This is a genomic window from Chryseobacterium formosense (assembly GCF_900116415.1).
GTDB classification, from domain to species: domain Bacteria; phylum Bacteroidota; class Bacteroidia; order Flavobacteriales; family Weeksellaceae; genus Chryseobacterium; species Chryseobacterium formosense.
The window spans coordinates 756,887-778,911 of the sequence record NZ_FPAP01000001.1 but is presented as its reverse complement, the minus strand read 5'-3'; the positions used below and the strand labels follow the sequence as shown (position 1 = coordinate 778,911).

Genomic DNA, 22,025 nt, shown 5'->3' with positions numbered 1-22,025 from the left:
TTTGCCGATTTTTGCCTGAGAATTCAATCAAAATATCTTAAAAAATATTAAAATATGAGTGTATTAAGCATTACCTTCCATTGTGTGAAAAACAGCCTGGAAGAATGGGAAAAATATGTAGATGAAACTTTAATCTTAATGACTGAAAACCTGATGGATGTAGATAAATACATCCTGTCTGAAATTCACAGTGACTTTATCGAAGAAGGAAAAAACTATAATCTTCTTTTGGTATTTGATGATGAAGAAAAGAGAAAAGATTTTATCGACAGTGAATTACTGAATATTTCCGAAAGAATTGAAAAGCAGTTCGGTCAGGATGTAATGATTTTCAATACCTTTTTGAATCCGAAAAAATCAACAATATAAAAAACAAAAAGCTCCGATTGGAGCTTTTATATTTAATGTCTACCACGATGATGACCTTTATGTTTTTTTTGACCGTGACCTGGTTTCTCATGATAATATACTCTTTTTTTAACCTGACCAGGAGCATAATGTCTTGCACTTCCGCCGTAAACTTTTTTGGCATGTCCCGGAGGTAACCTTCTTCCGTGATGCTCGTGAACTACACACGATACAAATAAAGTGCCCATAACCATCACTACTCCCATAATTTTCAATAACCCTTTCATAAATCTTCCTTTTAAATTTCAAAATCTACCAATTACAATGATGATGCCAAAAGAGAAATAAAATCTGCTATATATTTTCGAATTAAATTTTAATTATAATAAAAAAACTGCCTCAAAATTGAGACAGTCGTTATCTATAAATTTACTACAATTACCGGTCTGCTGTTGTAAACACGGGGTTGCTTGTATCTTTTGTAAGAATAATATTTGTATGCTCTCTGTGGTTTATAATAATGCTTCTTGTAATAATGTTTCGGAGCTTTATAGTAAACTACTTTTTTATACTTCATCTTATGAGGCCCGCGGTGTCCATGGTAATGACTTTTATGTGGACCATGATGACGTTTTTGGATTGGTGATGCCTGATAAAATGCGAATGAAAAAACAAATAAGAATAATCCGAGTGCTTTAAATAATACTTTCATAATAACCAATTTCAAATTATAGAAAAAAAATTAACAAGACTAATGCCAATAATCTAACATCATTGATTTTTTAATAATTTTTATGATAATTTTATGTTTTTAAAGAGTAATCTCGATAAATTACTTTCAAATAATTGAATTGATGTTATCGGTTTCGTGGATGAGCTTCTTTCAATTTTTCAACCTTTTTATCATGTCCCGGAGGCATTGGTCGACGACTCGGATGCGGAAGACATGACGAAAACATTCCGATTAAAATGAAAGCTGCAATTGTATTTTTAATAAGTTTCATAATGTTGTTTTTAGGTTTATGAATTAAAACATACAATCGAAATGCCATTCATTCTGTAATTCTAAAATACATTTTCACTTCTTCTCTCCATAAAAATAAGATCTTTCCATTCACCATGAAGTTGAGCTATCTTTTCTCTTTTTCCAATAATTTTGAAACCATTTTTCTGGTGAAATTTTATAGCCATTTCATTCTCAGAAAAAAGATTGGATTGTAAAGTCCAGAAACCATGGTTTTCACTGTCAACAATGAGTTTCTTCAACAGGATTGTACCTAAACCTTTCCCGATATAATTATTATCCAAATAAATACTTACCTCAGCAACGCCTTTAAAGAACTCTTTTTTGCTAATCATTTGTAAAGCACACCAACCGACCACTTCACTTGTTTCATTTTCCAAAACCCATCTGCAATCATTATAATAAGTGGTATTCCAGGCTTCTGCACTTGGTAATTCTGTTTCAAGGGTTGCCGTTCCGCTGTCGATTCCTTGTTTGAGAATTTCCAAAACTCTTGTATCATCATGAGGAAGCATTTCTCGTAGCTCGTAGTTCATTTCTAATGGTATTTTCTTTTATTTTTTCTTTTGATTCTAGAGTAATGAGTTTGCGAATCTTTTTTATCCTCAGAAATCACACTGATATTTCCATCTACTTCAAGAATAGCAAGCTTTACATTTTCCATAGTTTCAACGCCATGCTCCCGGATTGCCTCGTTCAGTTCATCAAAACTAATTTTCACTTTTCTTAATGCTACCTGATCTGCAACCCCATCTTTTACCAAAATCTCAGGATCTGCTTCCATAAAACTTGCAAAGCGTCGGTTAGAAAACATCAGTCTTTTAACAATAAAATTAGCGATGAATAAAACCAAAGCCGCGATAATTCCGCCTTCCAGAGAAGTATTTTCTCCGACCATTGCATTTTGCACTGCATTAGAAATGAGAAGCAGCAAGACCACATCTCCTGCATTAAGTTGGGAAAGCTGATTTTTCCCAAACAAACGGATGGCGATCATCATAAAAAGATAAACGCAGACAGATCGAAGCACGACATCTAAAATAGGATTCACGGCTGAAGAATATTTAAATCAAATGTATACAATTACCACAAATAAAAAAACTGCTTTTTCAAGCAGCTTCGTGGAGTGAAATTATATAGTTTGTTTCTTGTAATTATCTATTGTTTATATCTACTTTTACCGGCATTACATATGATGAAGCCAACATATTTTCATTAAGTTTAGCCGGATCTATTTTGTACTGAAGATGAGACAAAACATTTACAATTTCTTTGCTTACGTTTTTGCAGTCTCCTTTTGAACGTACATTTACAATTTTACCATTCTCAGCAATATCAAATTTTACCTCTGAATTTACTACGCCCTGTTTATAATCAGAATTGGTAAAGTCGAAATTTGCCATCAACAAATTTCTGATCTCATTAAAAGCATCATTCTTATTTAACTGTATTTCCTGAATGGTATTACTGGATGTAGTCTGAGCTTTTGCATTGTTAACAACAGCTGTTAAGCCAAAAATGAAAAGTGCTGTAACGAATATTTGGATTTTATTTTTCATAAGTCTTTGATTTTAAAGATTATATTAAACTTTTTTACTATTTCTTTATCAAAGATATATAAAATAATTTACAATAATTTTACATTGAGTTAACATTGAGTTAACATTTAAACATAATACACTGATTTACAATGATATAAATTTAAACAATAATTGAAAATTTAACATTGAAGTTAAAATTTCAATATAAAAAAAGCTAAATTCGATTGATTTTAGCCTTACTATTTTTAAACTTTGTCAAAGATTTTCAACTTTGACAAAGTATAAAGGAATATCATTCAAAAAAAAAGAATCTGCTTGTGCAAATTCTTTTTATACTTAGTATTGATAAATAATTATTTATTTTGTCCCGGAGCAAATGGTTTTGCCGATTTTGTTCCGTAAATTTTCTTAGCCTGACCCGGAGGTATAGGTTTAGAGCTACCTGTTCTTACGCTTGTTGCTGTTCTTACTTCACAAGAAACAAAACTGAGAGAAAAAGCTAAAAGCGCCAAATAAATTTTAATCGATTTCATAAGATTTTTTGGTAGATACCACAAAACTGAGACCAATTACAATTCTCTCTTCAAGAATTTTCCTGTCAAACTCTTCTTCGACTTCACAATTTCTTCGGGTGTTCCCTGTGCAACGATTTGTCCGCCGTGCTTTCCACCTTCCGGACCAACATCAATAATATGATCGGCTAATTTAATGACATCCATATTATGTTCAATGATGATGAAAGAATTGCCTAATTCTACCAACTGATTAATCGCATCCATCAGGATTTTCACGTCTTCAAAATGAAGTCCGGTTGTTGGTTCATCAAGAATGTATAATGTATTTCCGGTTTGTCTTTTTGCTAATTCAGTTGCTAACTTGATACGCTGAGCTTCTCCTCCAGAAAGTGTTGTCGATTGCTGTCCTAAAGTAATATATCCCAAACCAACATCCTGCAAAGTCTTCACTTTCGCAAAAATTTTTGGAATCGGCTGGAAAAATTCTACCGCTTCATCAATCGTCATATCCAATATATCGGAAATTGATTTTCCTTTGTAACGAACTTCCAATGTTTCTCTGTTGAAACGTTTTCCGTTACAAGTCTCGCAATGAACATAAACATCTGGCAAGAAATTCATTTCAATGACCTTCAAACCACCTCCCTGACAAGTTTCACATCTTCCACCTTTCACGTTGAAAGAAAATCTTCCCGGTTTGTAACCACGGATTTTAGATTCAGGCAGTTCTGCAAAAAGATTTCTAATGTCTGTAAACATTCCTGTGTACGTTGCAGGATTTGAACGTGGCGTTCTTCCAATCGGAGTCTGGTCTACATCTACAATTTTATCAATGTGTTCAAGACCTTCAATTTTTTTATAAGGTAAGGGTTCCTGAACAGCTCTGTAAAAGTGTTTGTTCAAAATAGGATACAAAGTTCCGTTAATCAAAGAAGATTTTCCACTTCCTGAAATCCCAGAAACCACAACCAGTTTTCCTAAAGGAATATCAAGTGTAACATTTTTAAGGTTATTTCCTGTAGCGCCTTTTAATACTATATTTTTACCATTCCCTTCTCTTCTTTTTTCAGGAATGGCAATTTTTCTTTTTCCGTTAATATATTGAGCGGTGATTGTATCTGCTTTCAGAAGATCTTTTGGTTTTCCCTGCCAAAGAATTTCACCACCGAATTTTCCGGCTCTAGGACCGATATCCAAAACCTCATCGGCTTCCAAAATCATGTCTTTATCGTGTTCAACAACCAAAACAGAGTTTCCGATGTCACGAAGATTTTTTAATGAATTAATCAATCTTTCGTTGTCTCTTTGGTGCAATCCGATACTTGGTTCATCCAAAATATAGAGAACATTCACCAACTGAGAACCAATTTGCGTCGCCAATCGAATTCTTTGAGACTCCCCTCCAGAAAGCGTTTTCGAACTTCTGCTCAAACTTAGATAATCCAAACCGACATCTAATAAAAACTGAAGTCTGGTTTCGATTTCCTTTAAAATTTCATGAGCAATGATTGCATTTTTTTCAGAAAATTTATCTTTTACATCAGCTAACCATTCTTTTAAGTCTGATAAGCTTAATCCGTTAACCTCAGCAATATTTTTTCCGTCAATTTTAAAGCTTAAACTTCCCGGCTGAAGACGTGTTCCTTTGCATTCAGGACAGGTTTCTTCGGTCGTGAAATGTCTTTCCAGCAAAATTGCTTCGTAAGATTCTCTTTCCTCAATAATTTCCTCCATAAAAGGAATCAACCCATTAAAACTTATTTTGATTTTCTTAGAAATTCCTGCATATTTTAAATCTTTATTGAATTCTTTGTGACAGCCGTTGTAAATATAATCCAACGCTTCTTCCGGAATATCTTTTATTGCCGTTGCAAAGCCGAGTCCGAAAATCTCAAGAATATTTTTAATCTGAGTCTGAATCCATTTATTAGATTTAATATCTTCTAAAGGCAGCAAACCTCCCTGATTGATCGATAATTTAGGATTTTCAACAAAATAATCAGTATTAATTTTCTTGATAGTTCCTAAACCTTTACAACTCGGGCAACTTCCTTTCGGAGAGTTGAACGAAAACGTGTTAGGTTCCGGTAACGCCAATGAATGACCGGTTTCGGCATCCATTAAATTTTTAGAAAAATATTCAATCTCGGTACTTCCCAGCTTTTGAATTCCGATTAAACCTTCTCCCATTTCCATTGCTGTTCGCAACGATTTTTCCATTCTCGCTTCGGAAGCACTTTCACCGATAATCCAACGGTCGATTACGATGTCGATGTCGTGGGTTTTGTAACGGTCGAGTTTTAAGTCATATTCAATATCCTGCAATTCACCGTCAATTCTTGCCTGTCCGTAACCTTTCTTTGCCATTTGCACGAAAAGTTCATGATAATGCCCTTTTCTGGAACGTACAACAGGTGCCATCAACATAATTTTTTCGCCCTTGTAATTTTCTTTAATCGTTTCGAGAATTTGATCTTCAGTATAACTTACCAGTTTCTTCCCCGTTGTTTGCGAATACGCATCCGAAACTCTTGCGTACAAAAGACGAAGATAATCGTACAATTCTGTAACAGTTCCGACGGTTGAACGTGGGTTTTTGTTGGTTGTTTTCTGCTCGATGGCAATTACGGGAGACAAACCTTCAATTTTATCGACATCGGGACGTTCCAAACCTCCCAAAAACTGTCTTGCATAAGCAGAAAATGTTTCGATATAACGACGCTGGCCTTCCGCAAAAATCGTATCAAAAGCCAATGACGATTTTCCGCTTCCCGAAAGACCGGTAATTACGACCAATTCGTTGCGCGGAATTTTTACATTGATATTTTTTAAATTGTGTTCACGGGCACCGTAAACTTCTATATATTCTGTTGATTTACTCATAATTTGGAGTGACTTTACCTGAAAATCACGATGTGCAAAATTACGGAAATTTTAGGAATTTTCTGTGTTAAAATATGTTAGTAATTTTTAGTTTTAATTAAACAAAAGATTCAATTTTTATAATATTTTCTCCTATTGAAATTTGTTTAAAAAATTATCCTTCTTTTACTTAAATTTACATTGATTTAAATAGAACCATGAACAGATTACGAGAGCATATTGAGGAAATTATTTCTTTAACAGAAGAAGAATTTAATTATATAAAAACATTTTTTACAATAAAGAATGTCCGCAAAAATCAGTTTTTAGTACATGAAGGCGATGAAGTAAAATTTGAATTTCTTACCCTTGACGGAATTTATAAAGTCTTTTACATTGACGAAAACGGAAAAGAGCATATTCTGCAGTTTGCAAAAAAGAACTGGTGGATGACCGATTATATTGGATTTTTTAAGCAAAAAAATGCAACAATGTTTGTAGAATGTCTGCAAGACGGAGCTGTCGCCTGTCTGACTTTAGAAGGCAGAGAAAAACTTGCTTCAGAATTTCATAAGATGGAATATTTTTTCAGAACTAAGCTTACTAATGGGTATATTGCCTTACAGCAGAGAATTATTTTTTTACTTTCCAGTACACCTCAACAACGTTATGAAGAATTTTCAAAATTATATCCGGATTTGATTTCGCAGATTCCCAAAAAATATGTTGCGGAATATCTTGGAGTCAGCCGGGAAACTTTAAGCCGGCTTTATTCAAACCATAAATAAATCTTAAGTGTGATTTCGATCACACTTTTTTTGTGACTTTTCTCCTTCGATTGAGGCTTTGAACCGAGCTACATTTGCTATAGAAATTAAAATAATTTCAAAAAAATTCAAGCAAAATATTTATTAACTAAAAAATTCAAAGTCATGAAACCAAAAGTTTTAATTATTGTTTCTAATGCAAACACAATCGGCCCTAACAACAGAAGAACAGGAACATTCTTACCTGAAGTAGCGCATCCTTATGCTGAATTTGAGAAAGCAGATTATGAAATCGATTTTGTAAGCTTAACGGGTGAATCACCTTTTTTAGATGCCTTAAATTTAGCCGATGATCCTGATAATTTGAAATTTTTAACAGGAAAAGGTTGGGAAAAAATGCATAGCGCTCCGAAACTTTCCAGTATAAATACAGATGATTATGACGCTGTTTTTATTCCAGGAGGCTTGGCTCCGATGGTCGATATGCCTGAAAACACTGAGCTTAAAAAAATCATTGCCGGATTTTATGAAAGTAATCGTATTGTCGGTGCAGTTTGTCATGGTCCTGTCTCTTTACTGAATGTGAAATTAAGTGACGGAAATTATTTGGTGAATGGTAAAAACATCGCTTCTTTTACCACTGAAGAAGAAGACAATTATGCAAAAAACGACGTCCCTTTTGATTTGCAAACAGCTTTAACCGAGCAAGGCGCAATTTTCCATGCTGCGGAGCCTTGGTCAGCAAACAGTATTGTTGATGGGAACTTAGTAACCGGTCAAAATCCTGCTTCCGCAAAAGGTGTGGGTGAAAAAATGGTAACACTTATAGAATCTAAAAATTCATAATTTACTTTTAAAACTAAAAAAATGAACGAACAAGCAATTTACGTTTATGCCAAATGGCAGGTAAAAGAAGGAAAATTGGACGCAGTATTGCAAATCATGAAAGAAGCTGCACAGAAAAGTGCTGAAGAACAAGGAAATTTGTTTTACAAAATCCATCAAAGCAAAACCGATGAAAATACATTGATTTTATTTGAAGGATATGAAAATGAATCTGCTGTAGAGTTTCACCGCAATTCAGAGCATTACCAAAACTTGGTAGTAAAGCAGATTATCCCTTTACTGGAAAACAGGGAGGTAATTTTGATGAATCCTATTATTTAAATTAAAAATTCCGAAAAATTTAGTTTTTCGGAATTTTTAATGTTGAATTTTAATTCACGTCAATTATTATTTTACAAACGAATTGTAAGAGCTTAATACAGATTCATAAGCAGAATCCATTTCATTGATATTACTGTCAGGAATTTGCTTGGTTGATTTTGAATCTCTGATCAGCTTTCTGAATTTATCCAAAAAGTCTGAAGCATTTTTGTTCACACTTTCAAACTGGCTTTTTTTATAAGAATATTGAGCATCTTTCACATTAAATTCTTTCTTGGAATTTTCTGCAACAATTTTCTCAAATTCGTCATATTTTTTCTGTGCTTCGGCCTCATTGAAGCCTTCTGCATATTGTTTATCCAGAACATCCATCACAGAATCCATAGAATTCATCAACGATTTTGACGAAACGATAAATTCTTTCATCGGATGATCTTTCAGAATCACTTCTTCTGCAGCGTCTGTTGCGGGTTTTATTTTGGTTAAAACATTTCCTCCTGCAGTAAAAAACGCCTGCGCTTCGGCATCGATATCTTTTTTCAAAGCTTCTGCTTTTGCACCTTTATCATCTTTATAATCTTCGGAAGTCATGTACGATTTCAACTCATCAAATTTCTTCTGAATGCTTTCTCTTTTGGCTTTATACATATTGTATTCTGTCTCCACGGCTCCTTTATCTTTGTCGAATCCAGAAGGTACCTCTTTGATCTTACTGATGGCATAATCCATAGAGCTCATCACGGTCGGAATATAGATCACATTCTCTCCTTTTGCTTTTTTTACAGCCGCTTCCGCATATTTTACAATTGATTCTACATGTCTTGAAGAACTTTTATAAGAATCCAGAAAATTATTATTAAAATCTATTATTGCCTGAGATTCATTTTCACCAGCTTTCATTACGGCATTTCCTATTTTATCGAGACCTTTTTTACAGCTTACAGTTGCCACACTGAGCGATAATGCGAGTGCAACCATCATTACTTTTTTCATACTCTATTATTTGGTTTAAATTAATTTTCAAAAAAATCGGTGTCTTCGTTGCTTACTTTTACGAGATACTCAATTCCGTCAATTGCCTTTGAGACAATCTGATTCCTCAAAATATTTGCCATGTTTTCCCAATACGCTCTTCCGTAAAAAGAATAATTATTAGGAACAATTTCAACTTCCACAGTTCGCACAAAACCTTCTTTTGGCTTGGTACTGATCATGGTTCCACGTTTTACACGAACATCCTTAAGCTCGTCTTTAAGAACCATTCTGCAATAATTTTTCACATCTTCGAGAGAAATAATTTTATCTCTCGTTGTCAATGCATATTTGTAAGCCTGAATACTGTCTGAACCTTTCTGCTCTTCTGCTCCGCCAATGGTTTCGGTAAGCAAAATCATCGATTGTGATTTCAATTGGTTTGATAGTTCTGTTCCGGGACGCATATGATTGGCAAAAGTGCAGTGAGTTATCCAGAATGAGGCGTAAGTATGGTCTGTTTTTTCAACAGGTTCCATAATCACATAATTCAGTTCTTGTCGGATGTTTCTTTTTGCATTGTTTACTTTCTGCACCATCGATTTCATCTTGTCGGACATTTCACCCAAAATTCCTTTCACATTATCTCGATTTAATAACGAAAATGCTGCGATCTCGTCTCTTGTAAGCTCAAGAACATTGGAAATCATATCAACTGCATTTCTGTTGTTGAAGCGCTCCATTCCACCTTTTCTAATCGTGTATAAACCTTTTTTAAGATTATCAGAAGGAGTAAATGGAATTTCTCTGTATTTTCTTCCATCGCCATCCTGCACTTCATCAACATATAAAAAATGTTCTGCATCTTCGGTAATCAAAGGGATGTTATTTCCCATGATGTCTAAACTGTATTCTGTTTTCTTCCAGCCTCTGTTGTAAACCGGAAAAGCATTAAGCACAAAAGTGAAATTATCTAAAATTTCTGCAGAAAACTGTGGTGGAAACTCGAAAGTCAGCCACAAATATTCTTTTCCGTTCAGGTATTTTTCAATCTCTTCTCTTCCGTTCAGAAAATCTAGATTCTGTGGAAGATTTTTTGTGAATAAATCTCTTGAAAGTCCGCTAACCTCAATGAATCGATGGTGATAAATGCTTTTGATGTCATCAATTATTTTTGATTTTATCGACTGCTCATGAAATATCTGTTCATAACCTTCAGCCTGCGGATTTTTCACATATGAAATACCTTCTTTAATAAACATCGGGTTTCCATTGCTTGAAACCGTGCTGTAAGGCAATAATTTATACACAAAATCAAGATGTTCAAATGCAGGATTTGAACAGTAAAGACTTATGGTTTTAGGAAATTTTTCGTTGGTATATCTTGAAACATCAATTCCGATCGTTACTTTACGGTAATCTTCCGTTCTTCCCTGGAATCTTGAAATCGGAATTTTATTTAATCTTTCATCTAAACTGTAACAGGTATTTCCTACAAACATAATAGCGGTCTGCGCTTTGTTTGTACGCACACTTCCCACCGGAGTAAAAGGAATATTCAGCTGTTTGTCTGATTCCGATTTTATGGTGGAATTCATATGTTTTCTGAAGAAAAACTCGGTATGTTCCAGCAAAATTTCGGACGATTCATAAGGCATTGTGTAAGCCAAAGCATGAGCCGGAACCGGATGTGTATAAATGGATGGCGTTAATAACTTGGCAAGCTTCTCTAAAATTCTTGCATTAACGGTCTGAATTTCATTATTCGCTTTAAAAACTTCTGTGCTGAATGCATCAATCAGTAATTTTACAAAAGGATCTAATGACTGCGGACTTTTCAGCCCCCAAACTTTTGTAGCATTCTGAAGCATTCTCGCTTTAACGGATTCTTTGGAATAAATATTCTGGTCTAAATTCATAAAATCTTTTTTACAAATAAATATTTAGTCGATTGACATCGGACTTAGAAACAGTTCGGTAGAAAAACTGAAACGTTCGCCTGTAGCTTCCATTTTAGCGTTGATCCCGATTCTTACTTTTTTCTTGATTTCCGTATGTTCTTTGGTATCGTAGTTGTGCTCTACAAACTGAATGTGAGCATCGATCTGTGGCTGTACAATTCGTGGTTCGTACTGCAAAATCTGCCTTTTCAGACTTTTGATAAAAACATTTTCCCAAACTGCCGATGTTACGCCGTTATCGAATTCAAGATTCCAGACATCATTTCCGTAATTGTCGTCATATCTGTTTTCTCCTTTTTTTGTGGTAATTAAAAGCATGATGTTGTGAGCAATGCTTTCTCCCATATCGCAGGTATCGATACTTCCACCTTCGGACATAAGCGTAGAGGGTACAAAAGGCATTCTGTAATTTGGTGTGTCCATAAGTGATATTTCGTTATTTCTCTTTGGTGTTATTTAAAACGAAATACCAAATTAATCATTTTTGAGAAATAATGGGTTATGGTATCTTAAAATTATTGCTAAAAATCTGAGATTCTTTGTTTAAATTTTTATGGCGTTGATTCTGCTCATCAAAATAAATGAATGCTGTTGCTAAAAACCGTGTCAAGGTTTAGAACCTTGACACGGTTGATGTAAAAAATAAGTTCTTTTTTATCTTGAACCAACAACTATTTTAAAATCAGTATTATTTACTTTTCTACAAGTTACAAGATCGATTCTTCGCTTTTCTTATGACAATGGCGGGAAAATTTAGCCTCGATTGAACGGCCTGTCTGAGCTCTTTTAATTGGTTTTTGCGCGGCGGCAAAGCCGCCGCGCAAAAACCAATTAAAAAGCGAGTAGTGAAAGCGAGATTAAGCTCCTGAAAAAATTAAGAATCTGCTTTCTTATTTCGGTTGATCAGGTAATAAACCGGAAGTCCGAGAAGAACAATTAAGAATCCCGGCCAGGTATATTGTTGCTTATAAATCAATAATAATACACAAAATGCCGTTCCGATAAAAAGATAAACTATTGGTGTGATTGGATATAACCACGTTTTGTAGGGTCTTTCAAGATCGGGCTGTTTGATTCTTAAATAAATCACTCCGAAAACCGTAATCATGTAAAACAACACGATGACAAATGAAATCATATCCAAAAGATTTCCGTATTGTCCGCTCAGGCAAAGGATCGACGCCCAAATTCCCTGCATCCAGAGTGCATTTCCGGGAACCTGATTTTTATTGTTGTTAACAGCAGATTTAAAGAACAAACCGTCTTTTGCCATGGTCTGAAAAACCCTTGCTCCGGCTAAAATTAATCCGTTATTGCAGCCAAAAGTAGAAATCATCACCAAAACAGCAATAATCACCGTTCCTGCGCTTCCAAAAATATTCTGTGAAGCGGCAACTGCTACTCTATCATTCGCTGCAAATGCAATCGAATCTCTGTCTAAAGCATTGATGTAAACGAAATTTACGGCGATATACAGCAACATTACTGCAGAAGTTCCCAAAATCATTGCTTTTACAACGTTTTTTTTAGGATTTTCGATTTCTCCAGAAACGAAGGTTACACTTTCCCAGGCAACCGAACTGAATACGGAACCTACCATTGCTGCTGCAATTCCGCCCATTAAAGTCATTCCAGAAATAGGTTCCCAACCGGATTGCAGAAAATTTCCTTTTTTATCTTTTATTAAATTACTGAATGAATCAGTTCCGAAGCTAAAATTTTCAGACAAATGCGAAAAATCAACCAAAATAAAGCCTAAAGCAATTAAGCCCAACAATGCCAGAATTTTTGAACCTGTAAATAAATTCTGCAGAATTTTTCCGCTCTCGACTCCTCTTGTATTAATATAGGTGAGTAAAATAATCACAGCGATTGCTAAAATCTGAATCCAGGTAATCTGGAATTCCCCACTCTGAAAAATTGGAGCTGCATTATTTAAATCCGGAACTAAATAGGCCGTAAACTTACCGAATGCCATCGCAACCGCTGCAATTGTTCCGGTCTGTATAACGGTAAACAAGCCCCATCCGTACAAAAATCCCATTTTCTTCCCGAAAATTTCTGTGATGTACGTGTATTGCCCACCCGCTTTTGGAAACAGCGACGATAATTCACCATAACTTATTGCTGCTGCAACAGTCATTATTCCGGTAATAATCCAGACTACAATCAGCCAGTATCCGGAGCCGAGATTCCGCATCATATCTGCGCTTACGATAAAGATTCCGCTTCCGATCATAGAGCCCATTACAAGCATGACCGCGTCCCAAAGTTTTAGTTTTTTCTGCATATCAAAGTATTGCATTCAAATATAAAAAAATATACAGGTGATTTTAAGATTTGTTTACTATTTTGAAAATCATATGCATTATATCAAGTTTATAATCATTCTAAATTCAATTTTTATTATTAATTTTGGAAAAAAATATCAATAATGAAATTTAAGGCAATATTAGTTTTAGCAGCAGTAAGTGTATCTACTTTAGCTTTCGCACAGGAAACAAAGAAAAAAATGGGACCACCGGAAGGCAACGCAATCGTTGGAGATACTTACGGTTCAGCAGTTGAAGCTAAAACAGAATCTAAGGCAATCACTGTAGAAAAATTAAGCAAAAAGCTTAAAAAAGAAAATAAAAAAGTTGAAAACGTAGCTGTAAAAGGTAAAGTTACAGACGTCTGCGAGAAAAAAGGATGCTGGCTAACCATTCAAACTGAAGACAATTCTCAGTTTTTCGTAAAAATGAAAGATTATGCATTCTTTGTACCAACAGCTTTGAAAGGTAAAACAGTTGTAATGGATGGAACTGCAGAAAGAAAAGTAACCTCTATCGACGAGCAGAAACACTACGCAGAAGATGCTAAGAAACCACAGGCTGAAATCGATGCAATCACAAAACCAAAAGAAGAGATCAGATTCGTAGCTAACGGAATCAAGGTTGTAAACTAAAAAATTAATTTTTTTCCATTTCGAATGAAGAACCTACTTCTCCTTTCTTCATTGAAATGACATTAAGGATAAAAACAAAAGCGGAACAAATTGTCCCGCTTTTTTTTAGTCTTCTATTTTAAAATTTACCTCCGTATCGAGTTTAGGATATTTTGATTCAGAAATATATCTTTTTCCGGTACAGTCGATTTCAAGCCATCCTTTCCTCTTTACTTCTCCTGCTTCCATTACAAAAGGGATAAAAGAAATATCATCTTTTCCTTCTTCATAAATTTCTCTGTACTGAACCGCAATATCCAAAATACATTCGTGTTCTGTATTTAATTTCACATTTCGGTAAATAATATCGTAGTGTGTTTCCTGATTTTCCGGAATTTCCGGATAAATTTCCCAGCCTTTGGTATCCGAATTCAACTCACTTATTGCTTTTAAAGCATAATACAAAGCAACTGTATAATATTTTCTTGTTTCTTTTCTTGAATAATCATCAATAAAATGTCCGCCTTCAAAAAGAATGGTAGGCATTCCTGATTTTATGAAATTATCACCTGTAGAAGTCGGATAAAACTCATCAGAATATCTCCCAATCTGATTCGGTATTAATTCTTTCAAATGCGTATAAACATGAGCAATTACGGCCATACATTTTTTTCTGTTTTCCGTAATGGTACGCTCCACATTTTCTGAAGGTGCCAAAAAGGATAATGTTGCCGGATGGATTCCGTCAGTTGTAAAAATAGTACGCTGCTCATGAAGATTTAAAGCATAGTCATATTTCTTTGATGCAGCCATATTCTTGAGGAACTTTATCTCTTTGCTTGCTTCATTATGGAAATCACGATTTAGGTCAATTTCTGAAGCATTGAGTCGTGTCCATTTCTCAGAACCATCAGGATTTAACATAAAAATAAAATCCAAACTGATTTTACTGAATAAATCTTCTTTTACATCATGAGCATTTTCTAAACTTTTCAATAAATCAAGCATAGCGTGTGTTGCGTTCGATTCATTTCCGTGCATCTGCGACCAAGCTAATACATTGATTTTACCAGTTCCGATACTCAATTGATAAATAGGCTGATCTAAATATGATCTTCCAATTTCCTGAATATAGTCTTTGAGATTCGTCTGTAAATAAGAAAATAATTTTTTAGGGGAAATATAGCGATTAGGGAAATCAGAATCTGCCGTGTAGAAATGTTCAAAATTCATTCAATAATAATTTACATTTTTCAAATTTAATTATTTTAAATGTAAAATTAAAATTAACATTTGTAACAAGATTAAACATTGTAAATTGTCATATTGTCTGTTGATAAATTTGTGGATTAACAATAATTTAATAAAATATACATAAATATTTATATTTCAGTAAATTATAAAATTTATATAAAGTTATATAATATACTTACTTTAAGTGAATAACTCCTTGTTTTAGGCTAATTGAGCGTAATTAACTTAAACAATCCAGATGTGGAAAAGCGTGTTTACGAAATACAATATACAAATGTTAATTGTGGATAAAGTTGAAATTCATTGCAGAAAATTAGCTTTAATTAAGCTTTAACTAAATACTGTAACTTCTCTTTGCAAATCGGGAAAGAATGGACAGATTGCAATCTTAAAATATTGTTAAAAGTGTTTACTGATGAGTATTAGCAAATATAATATTGGGGAAAATCGATAGAGATATGTCTAAAATCTAGGTTTTACAGTAATTCAAGCCGTCTCCTACTCTATAGTATTTTAAAGGGTATAGAAAGTCCTATTAATGGTACAAAGAAAGAATTTAGCAGTATAACTACAAAAGTACTATATCTGTGATTTATCTAATTAAATTTACTTCATCTATTACTTTAAGTGAATAAATTAGAATATGTAATTGTGGAAATTTTGTTTAATAATTTACTATAATAAATTTTATAAACATTATAAAATATTGATATTTAATACATTACAGTAATTTACTTTTGTATATATAATAACTTTGTTTTATTTACATTTGTATTTGTTTGATGTAAATTTAATATTTACATTTGTAAAAGTAATTTTACAACTTATTTATGGGTTTAAATGAAAGAATTTCAAAAGTTATAGAGTATTCCGGTTTTACACCATCCGAATTTGCAGATGAGGTTGATGTGCAACGTTCCTCTATTTCTCATGTGACTTCCGGAAGAAACAAACCCTCACTGGAGTTTATCATCAAGATAAAATCCCGCTTCCCTGAGATTTTGTGGGATTGGCTGGTGAATGGTGACGGCGAAATGCTGAAGTCTGAACTTCCCGATACCGAAGAACAAATTCCGGAAGAAAAATTAAAACCGACTTCCCTTCCTGATTTATTTACGATGATGAACGATGATGAAGATTTCGGAACAGAAGAATCTGAAAATACAGTGATTTTTGAGAGCCCTTCAGAATCGGTTAAAACGTATCAAAGTAAAGCCAATGAAAAAATAACCGATTCTCAGCGATTAGAAAAACCAAAAGAAGAAATAATTAATCAAATCATTGATAATCAACAAAATAAAATAAAACGTATTGTTATCTTTTACGAAAACGGAAAATTCGAAAGTTTTGAACCTTAAAATTGATTTAATTTAAATTTTAAAATAAAAAAGCTCGGTCATTTGCGACCAAGCTTTCAATTTATTTAGAAAAATTATTTCTTTCTTCTATCAAGTTCTTTTTTGATTAAACCTAATTCTCTTCCGGTTTGTCCGGCAACAGAAGTATTTTCTCTCGCCCTTCTTGTAAGATAAGGAACAACGTCTTTTACAGGACCGTAAGGAAGGTATTTTGCCGCATTATATCCTTTATCAGAAAGATAGAATGTAATGTTGTCACTCATCCCATAAAGTTGTCCAAAATAGATGTTTGGATGGTCATTTTCAAGACCTTTTGCTTTCATTTTATCCATTACAAGTTCAGAAGAAATCTCGTTATGCGTTCCGAAAAATGCCGAAACTTTATCCAAATGATTCATTACGAAATCAATTCCTGAATTGTAATTTTTATCAGATGCATCTTTCGTTGGCTGAATTGGGTCTGGATATCCTTTTTCGGCTGCTCTTGCACGTTCTTTTTCCATATAAGCACCACGAACGATTTTATAACCAATGAAATAGTTCTTTTCTCTCGCTCTTTGAAGATGCGCTTCCATATATTCAAGACGGCCGGTTCTATACATTTGGATGGTATTCCAGACAATCGGTTTTTCCTGATTATATTTTTCCATCATTTCTTCACAAAGCTGGTCTGCAGCATCCTGCATCCAGGTTTCTTCAGCATCTACCATTACTTTTTTGCTGTGTTCATGGCATAACTGACAGACTTCATCGAACCTTTTTACCACTCTTTGCCATTCTTCTTTTTGGCTTGAAGTTAACTCACTTCCTTTTCCAACCGCTTCGTATAAATCAATTCTTCCAAATGCAGTTGGTTTAAAAACGATAAACGGAATGGCAGGATTTCCTACAGAAAATCTAACAATATCCTTGATTTCTTTGCAAACCGCATCAAAAGTTTCTTCATCTTCTTTCCCTTCGATCGAGTAATCAAAGATGCTTCCTACACCTCTTTTGAAAAGCTGCTTTACTGCTTTCATACTTTCCTCACGTGTTTCACCACCTACGAATTGTTCGAACAAAGTTTTCTTTACAATTCCGGTAACGAAAGGGAAATTATTATGAACGGTAAAATTCAGGACAGAAGTTCCAAGACTTGTCAAAGCGGGTTGTTCAATCATTTTAAACATCCAATACGCTTTTCTCAACTGTGCATCGGTTTTATCTGCAAATGCAACTTTAGTATCGTTAAAAATGGGCATTCTTTTATGTTAAATTTAATTTTGCAAATGTAAGAATAACCACAGCTTTTTTAAAGTTTTTTTTCTACAATTTACCTTCAATTCCGTTGAGTAACATTGCGATAATCCCAATGAAAACCCAAAATCGTAAAATATTGAGTGTGAAAAACTTAGCCCGTCTGGAAGAATTTAGCAGCAGATAAATACAGATGATCATCATAAACAGACCACCTATGAAATAATACGACATAAAGCCTGAAATTCCTGTTTTTATGATAAGCTTCATTGAAACTGCCATAGTCAACATGAGTAAAGAGATAAGAATAATCTTGGTATTTTTACTTTTAAAATAATTGGGAATCGTCGTGTAACCAAAGCTTTTATCAACACTTTTCGTTAATGTATCTTTCACAATATCAATACATAATAGTATTAAAAATAAAAAAATAGCCATTAAGAAAATTTTTCTGGAAAAGGTTTGATAATACACCATCATTCCGAAAAACGGATACAATGTTAAACTGACAAAAGTGAGATTATTCAAAATTAAAATCCGGCTCATTTTATGACTGTAAAACCACATAAAGAACTGATAAACAACAAAAAAAATTAAAACCCGATAAGAAATAAAACTTGCAACACCAAGCGAGATCACTGTTAATGCTAAGTAGGCATACAAAAAATATTTCTGCTTAATAAAACTCTGAACTCTTGTGCGAAACGGTTTTACGATATGATCTTTTTCAAAATCATAGAACTGATTGATGATTCCGCCTGCAAGAATACTTAAAACGGTACAAAAAATGATCCCGTGAACTCTGAAATCGAAGACAAATTTCCTGAAAGATTCTTCCTGATTAAACAAAAAAAAGGTGGAAACATACAGCGCAAAAGTCAGCAAAGCAGCCACAAAAAAACGTGCACCTAAAAGAAAGCCCACGAATTGTGAAAATCTGTAAAATAAAGATTTTTGGATATAATTTTTATGTTGGAAACTCTCTTTTTCAGAACCCATTCCCAACTTTTTAGAATCTGTAAATCACTTCTTTCTGGAAGTCACCAAGCATTTTTTCTGCCTTTTCGTAATCTTTTGTAAATCCTAAAATATAACCTCCGCCTCCGCTTCCGCAAAGTTTAAGATAATAAGCATTTGAATCTAAACCGGTTTTCCAAATGTTAAAAATACTTTCAGGAATCATCGGGCGGAAATGTTCGTAAGCCCAGTGAGAAAGCTTTTTAAGGTTTCTAAAAAACGGGTTCATATCTTTTTTAAGGAAAGAGTCAATACAAGCATTGTTGTAGCGAATAAACTCTTCTTTAAGCGTTTTACGGAAACCTTCAGTTTTCATTTTTTCGAAGAAAATCTGAATCATTGGTCCGGTTTCTCCTGTAATTCCTGAATCGATTAAAAAGATTGCTCCTTTTCCTTCTTCACCTTTCGGAATGGCTACCTTATCTAAATTCTCTTTGTTTTCGATAAGAATTGGAAGATTCATGTAACAGATCAAAGGATCCATACCGGAACTTTTACCGTGGAAATAGCTTTCCATTTCGCCAAAAACGGCTTTTATATTTTTTAGGTTTTCTTTCGAAATCGTATCAGGATTGTGTTTTGTGAAGCAGTATTTTTCGAAAATAGCAGCAACCAAAGCACCTGAACTTCCGACTCCGTAACCTTGAGGAATATTAGAATCAAAGAAAAGTCCGTTTGATATATCTTCTTTAAAACGACTTACGTCTAATCTGAATTGCTCAGGAAGATTTAAATTTTCAAGAAAAACGGCATATTTCTGTAAGTGATTATTTGATTTTTTTTCGAACTCAGAATCTGAATCGGAAAATTTCAATGTACCCTTATAAAAACTGTAAGGAACTACAAGACCTTGTGAGTCTTCTATCATTCCGTACTCTCCGAAAAGGATAATTTTAGCGTAAAATAAAGGGTTCGTCATTTTGTGTTAAATATCTTGATGCAAAGTTAGTATAATTCTGCTGAATATTAACAAATTTTAAGCCAATTATAAAGTATCTCTGTCTTTGATTTTCTGTACATTCAGGAAACGGATTAAAATTAATCCTACAAAGAAGAAAATCGCCATTGAAAATGCGGCAAATCGCATTCCTGAAGCTGATGGTAAAGTCACATCTATTTTCGCAAAAATCCTGATCAAAGTATCATATTTATCGATAAATAAAGCAAATACAAATGTTCCGACAATGATTGCCAGTTTTTCCAGAACATCATAGAAACTGAAAAACGTTGTATTTTCCATTGAATTTTCAGGCAAAAGCTTAGAATATGTAGATCTCGACATCGCCTGAAGTCCGCCCATTACCAATCCTACAACTGCTGCAACGCCATAAAACTGATATTCTACCGTTGGATTTTCCTTATCCAGGAAGAATGCCCAGATACAAGCAACAATCCATAAAATTACCGCAATAGAAATCACGTTTTTGTTCCCAATTTTTCTTGAAAGTCTTGAGAAAATGACCGCACCGATAATCGCTTCGATCTGAATAATCAATAAAGTTCCGATCAGTTTATCCTGCGCCAAATTGATTTCACTTTTCCCGAAAAGCGTTGCCATCAGGAAAATAGTCTGCATTCCGACACTGTAAAAGAAGAAACTCGATAAGAAAAATTTAAGGTTTCTGTCTTTGAAAAGACCTTTCCCAACCTTGAAAAGTTCTTTAAAGCTCTCTTTAGCAATATCTTTATAAAAGCTGATGTTATCTTTTAATACTTCAAAAAAACCACCCTGATCTTCGTGTCTTTTGAAGATGTTTTTATAGTTTAATAATACCAAATCTTTAGGAAGCTTTTCTTTAACATCACCAAACTGCGGTAAATGCTTGAAAGTATATTGTGAAAAACCAAACCACCAAGCTCCAGTAAGCAGGAAGGTAATTCTTGTAAATATTAATTTCTGCTCTTCACCTTTAGCCAAAACCATAATTAAAACCAAACAAAGAACAACTAAAACTACAGAGCCAATATATCCGTAAACATATCCTCTTGCAGAAAGTGCATCCTGCTTATCTCGTGTGGCAATATCCGGAAGAAACGAATTATAAAATACCAAACTACCCCAAAAACCGACACTCGCCGTAATACTGAACAACAATCCTAAAAATACATTGTGCATTCCGGTGAACATTGCCAATCCCATACAAGAAGTTGCTCCTAGATAACAGAAAAACTGAAGGAATGATTTTTTGTTCCCGATTGTATCTGCCAAAGAGGATAAAAATGGTGAAAGCAAAACGACAATCAGAAAAGAAATGGTTAAAGAATAACCATACACCGCATCCGGTTGATATTCTTTACCTAAAATTTTGATCATGTGTCTTACCGGAACATCAATCCATCTGCCGGTTTCTTCCACATATTCTTTTTTCTCATACACTGTCGTGATAATCGAATAATATATCGGAAAAATTGTAGAAGTAATCACTAAAGAATAAACCGAGTTTGCCCAGTCGTAAACTGCCCAGGCTTTCATGATTTTCGGATTGTTCTTTATATTTTGAGTCGGTTGAATTTCAGTTTCAGACATTTTCAAAAGAATTAGTTGCACAAAAATAGAAAAACCGCTGAACATTCGGAGGTTTTTATTTTTTTTAGGCTAAATTTTATTGATTTGTTAAAATTAAAATAGCTTGAATATATAATTTGGAATTAACAGTGTCGCTCCTACGGAGCTCCCCATCGCTATGATTATATTTTGCTACAAAGGTTTTTGCTCCTCCGGAGCAAATTTAAACATAAAAAATCCGAAAACTTTCGCTTCCGGATTTCAAAGATTTATATAAAAAACAATATTATATATTTTCAATAATTTTTAAAATTCAAACCAAAGCACAAACTCTTTAGTTTTTACTGATTTAAATATTATTTCTTGAGAAAATTTTTAATTTTTTGACTAGTCAATACCATTATAATGAGTAATAAAGCTCCTAAACCCTGAATAATAGTTCCAAATGTAACAACTATATTTCCATTAAATGGCCCAAACGAAATGTGAGTAATTTTAAGCCAAGCGCCTAATAATGTTACCACAAATCCAATCAAAAGAATGACTAAAGCAAATTTAATTTTCACGGTAA

General features: G+C 33.8%; 24 protein-coding genes. 6 read left to right on the top strand and 18 right to left on the bottom strand.

Annotation, left to right across the window (positions count from 1 at the left end):
- Window positions 1-54: 54 nt before the first annotated feature.
- Complete coding sequence (locus BM371_RS03665) at window positions 55-369, top strand: DUF4286 family protein (RefSeq protein ID WP_034675967.1); 315 nt, start codon at window positions 55-57, stop codon at window positions 367-369.
- A gap of 32 nt (window positions 370-401) precedes the next feature.
- On the opposite strand, the gene BM371_RS03660 is transcribed toward BM371_RS03665, so the two are convergent.
- The 8 genes from BM371_RS03660 to uvrA form a co-directional block, all read right to left on the bottom strand.
- Window positions 402-635 carry a hypothetical protein gene (locus BM371_RS03660; RefSeq protein WP_034675964.1) on the bottom strand — a complete coding sequence of 78 codons (234 nt, stop codon included), beginning with the start codon at window positions 633-635 and terminating at the stop codon, window positions 402-404.
- Window positions 636-769: 134 nt separating this feature from the next.
- Window positions 770-1,060 (bottom strand): hypothetical protein, encoded by a 291-nt coding sequence (locus BM371_RS03655; protein WP_034675961.1) that lies wholly within the window; start codon window positions 1,058-1,060, stop codon window positions 770-772.
- 145 nt (window positions 1,061-1,205) lie between these two features.
- Entirely contained in the window at window positions 1,206-1,352 is a 147-nt protein-coding gene (locus BM371_RS20485) for a hypothetical protein (protein ID WP_165571776.1), read from the bottom strand.
- 61 nt (window positions 1,353-1,413) lie between these two features.
- Entirely contained in the window at window positions 1,414-1,908 is a 495-nt protein-coding gene (locus tag BM371_RS03645; protein WP_034675954.1) for a GNAT family N-acetyltransferase, read from the bottom strand.
- Window positions 1,909-1,910: 2 nt separating this feature from the next.
- Window positions 1,911-2,423, bottom strand: coding sequence for a DUF421 domain-containing protein (locus BM371_RS03640; RefSeq protein ID WP_034675952.1), 513 nt, complete (start codon window positions 2,421-2,423; stop codon window positions 1,911-1,913).
- A 103-nt stretch (window positions 2,424-2,526) separates the two neighbouring features.
- Complete coding sequence (locus tag BM371_RS03635) at window positions 2,527-2,931, bottom strand: hypothetical protein (protein ID WP_034675950.1); 405 nt, start codon at window positions 2,929-2,931, stop codon at window positions 2,527-2,529.
- 335 nt (window positions 2,932-3,266) lie between these two features.
- The gene (locus BM371_RS03630; RefSeq protein WP_034675946.1) at window positions 3,267-3,446 is read right to left on the bottom strand and encodes a hypothetical protein; all 180 of its coding nucleotides are present in this window, start codon (window positions 3,444-3,446) and stop codon (window positions 3,267-3,269) included.
- A gap of 36 nt (window positions 3,447-3,482) precedes the next feature.
- Window positions 3,483-6,311 carry an excinuclease ABC subunit UvrA gene (gene uvrA, locus BM371_RS03625; RefSeq protein ID WP_034675942.1) on the bottom strand — a complete coding sequence of 943 codons (2,829 nt, stop codon included), beginning with the start codon at window positions 6,309-6,311 and terminating at the stop codon, window positions 3,483-3,485.
- A 197-nt stretch (window positions 6,312-6,508) separates the two neighbouring features.
- Here uvrA and BM371_RS03620 point away from each other — a divergent pair, with 197 nt between their 5' ends.
- The 3 genes from BM371_RS03620 to BM371_RS03610 all read left to right on the top strand — a co-directional run bounded on the left by BM371_RS03620 (window position 6,509) and on the right by BM371_RS03610 (window position 8,224).
- A complete protein-coding gene (locus BM371_RS03620) occupies window positions 6,509-7,078 on the top strand; it encodes a Crp/Fnr family transcriptional regulator (protein WP_034675940.1) in 570 nt (189 codons plus the stop codon).
- 144 nt (window positions 7,079-7,222) lie between these two features.
- Window positions 7,223-7,903, top strand: coding sequence for a type 1 glutamine amidotransferase domain-containing protein (locus BM371_RS03615; RefSeq protein WP_034675939.1), 681 nt, complete (start codon window positions 7,223-7,225; stop codon window positions 7,901-7,903).
- Between the two features lie 21 nt (window positions 7,904-7,924).
- Complete coding sequence (locus BM371_RS03610) at window positions 7,925-8,224, top strand: putative quinol monooxygenase (RefSeq protein ID WP_034675936.1); 300 nt, start codon at window positions 7,925-7,927, stop codon at window positions 8,222-8,224.
- A gap of 66 nt (window positions 8,225-8,290) precedes the next feature.
- Here BM371_RS03610 and BM371_RS03605 read toward each other — a convergent pair whose 3' ends face one another.
- The 4 genes from BM371_RS03605 to BM371_RS03590 all read right to left on the bottom strand — a co-directional run bounded on the left by BM371_RS03605 (window position 8,291) and on the right by BM371_RS03590 (window position 13,447).
- Entirely contained in the window at window positions 8,291-9,217 is a 927-nt protein-coding gene (locus BM371_RS03605) for a DUF3829 domain-containing protein (protein ID WP_034675934.1), read from the bottom strand.
- Window positions 9,218-9,237: 20 nt separating this feature from the next.
- Window positions 9,238-11,115 carry a type VI secretion system baseplate subunit TssF gene (locus BM371_RS03600; protein WP_034675933.1) on the bottom strand — a complete coding sequence of 626 codons (1,878 nt, stop codon included), beginning with the start codon at window positions 11,113-11,115 and terminating at the stop codon, window positions 9,238-9,240.
- Between the two features lie 24 nt (window positions 11,116-11,139).
- A complete protein-coding gene (locus tag BM371_RS03595; RefSeq protein ID WP_034675931.1) occupies window positions 11,140-11,580 on the bottom strand; it encodes a GPW/gp25 family protein in 441 nt (146 codons plus the stop codon).
- A 451-nt stretch (window positions 11,581-12,031) separates the two neighbouring features.
- Window positions 12,032-13,447 (bottom strand): APC family permease, encoded by a 1,416-nt coding sequence (locus BM371_RS03590; protein WP_034675929.1) that lies wholly within the window; start codon window positions 13,445-13,447, stop codon window positions 12,032-12,034.
- Window positions 13,448-13,591: 144 nt separating this feature from the next.
- On the opposite strand from BM371_RS03590, the gene BM371_RS03585 reads away from it, so the two are divergent.
- Window positions 13,592-14,104: a DUF4920 domain-containing protein gene (locus BM371_RS03585; RefSeq protein WP_034675927.1), complete on the top strand. Its 513-nt coding sequence runs from the start codon at window positions 13,592-13,594 to the stop codon at window positions 14,102-14,104.
- 105 nt (window positions 14,105-14,209) lie between these two features.
- On the opposite strand, the gene BM371_RS03580 is transcribed toward BM371_RS03585, so the two are convergent.
- Window positions 14,210-15,316 carry a M14 family zinc carboxypeptidase gene (locus tag BM371_RS03580; RefSeq protein WP_034675925.1) on the bottom strand — a complete coding sequence of 369 codons (1,107 nt, stop codon included), beginning with the start codon at window positions 15,314-15,316 and terminating at the stop codon, window positions 14,210-14,212.
- Between the two features lie 851 nt (window positions 15,317-16,167).
- Here BM371_RS03580 and BM371_RS03575 point away from each other — a divergent pair.
- Window positions 16,168-16,695, top strand: a complete 528-nt coding sequence (locus BM371_RS03575) for a helix-turn-helix domain-containing protein (RefSeq protein ID WP_034675923.1) — start codon at window positions 16,168-16,170, stop codon at window positions 16,693-16,695.
- A 74-nt stretch (window positions 16,696-16,769) separates the two neighbouring features.
- Here the strand turns inward: BM371_RS03575 and BM371_RS03570 are convergent, their stop codons facing one another.
- The 5 genes from BM371_RS03570 to BM371_RS03550 all read right to left on the bottom strand — a co-directional run bounded on the left by BM371_RS03570 (window position 16,770) and on the right by BM371_RS03550 (window position 22,020).
- The gene (locus BM371_RS03570; protein WP_034675922.1) at window positions 16,770-17,936 is read right to left on the bottom strand and encodes a proline dehydrogenase family protein; all 1,167 of its coding nucleotides are present in this window, start codon (window positions 17,934-17,936) and stop codon (window positions 16,770-16,772) included.
- Between the two features lie 64 nt (window positions 17,937-18,000).
- Window positions 18,001-18,930 (bottom strand): UbiA family prenyltransferase, encoded by a 930-nt coding sequence (locus BM371_RS03565; protein ID WP_051882756.1) that lies wholly within the window; start codon window positions 18,928-18,930, stop codon window positions 18,001-18,003.
- A 10-nt stretch (window positions 18,931-18,940) separates the two neighbouring features.
- Window positions 18,941-19,867 carry a mevalonate kinase family protein gene (locus BM371_RS03560; protein WP_034675920.1) on the bottom strand — a complete coding sequence of 309 codons (927 nt, stop codon included), beginning with the start codon at window positions 19,865-19,867 and terminating at the stop codon, window positions 18,941-18,943.
- Between the two features lie 66 nt (window positions 19,868-19,933).
- The gene (locus tag BM371_RS03555) at window positions 19,934-21,475 is read right to left on the bottom strand and encodes an MFS transporter (RefSeq protein WP_034675918.1); all 1,542 of its coding nucleotides are present in this window, start codon (window positions 21,473-21,475) and stop codon (window positions 19,934-19,936) included.
- Window positions 21,476-21,810: 335 nt separating this feature from the next.
- Window positions 21,811-22,020 (bottom strand): hypothetical protein, encoded by a 210-nt coding sequence (locus BM371_RS03550; protein WP_034675916.1) that lies wholly within the window; start codon window positions 22,018-22,020, stop codon window positions 21,811-21,813.
- Window positions 22,021-22,025: the final 5 nt, after the last annotated feature.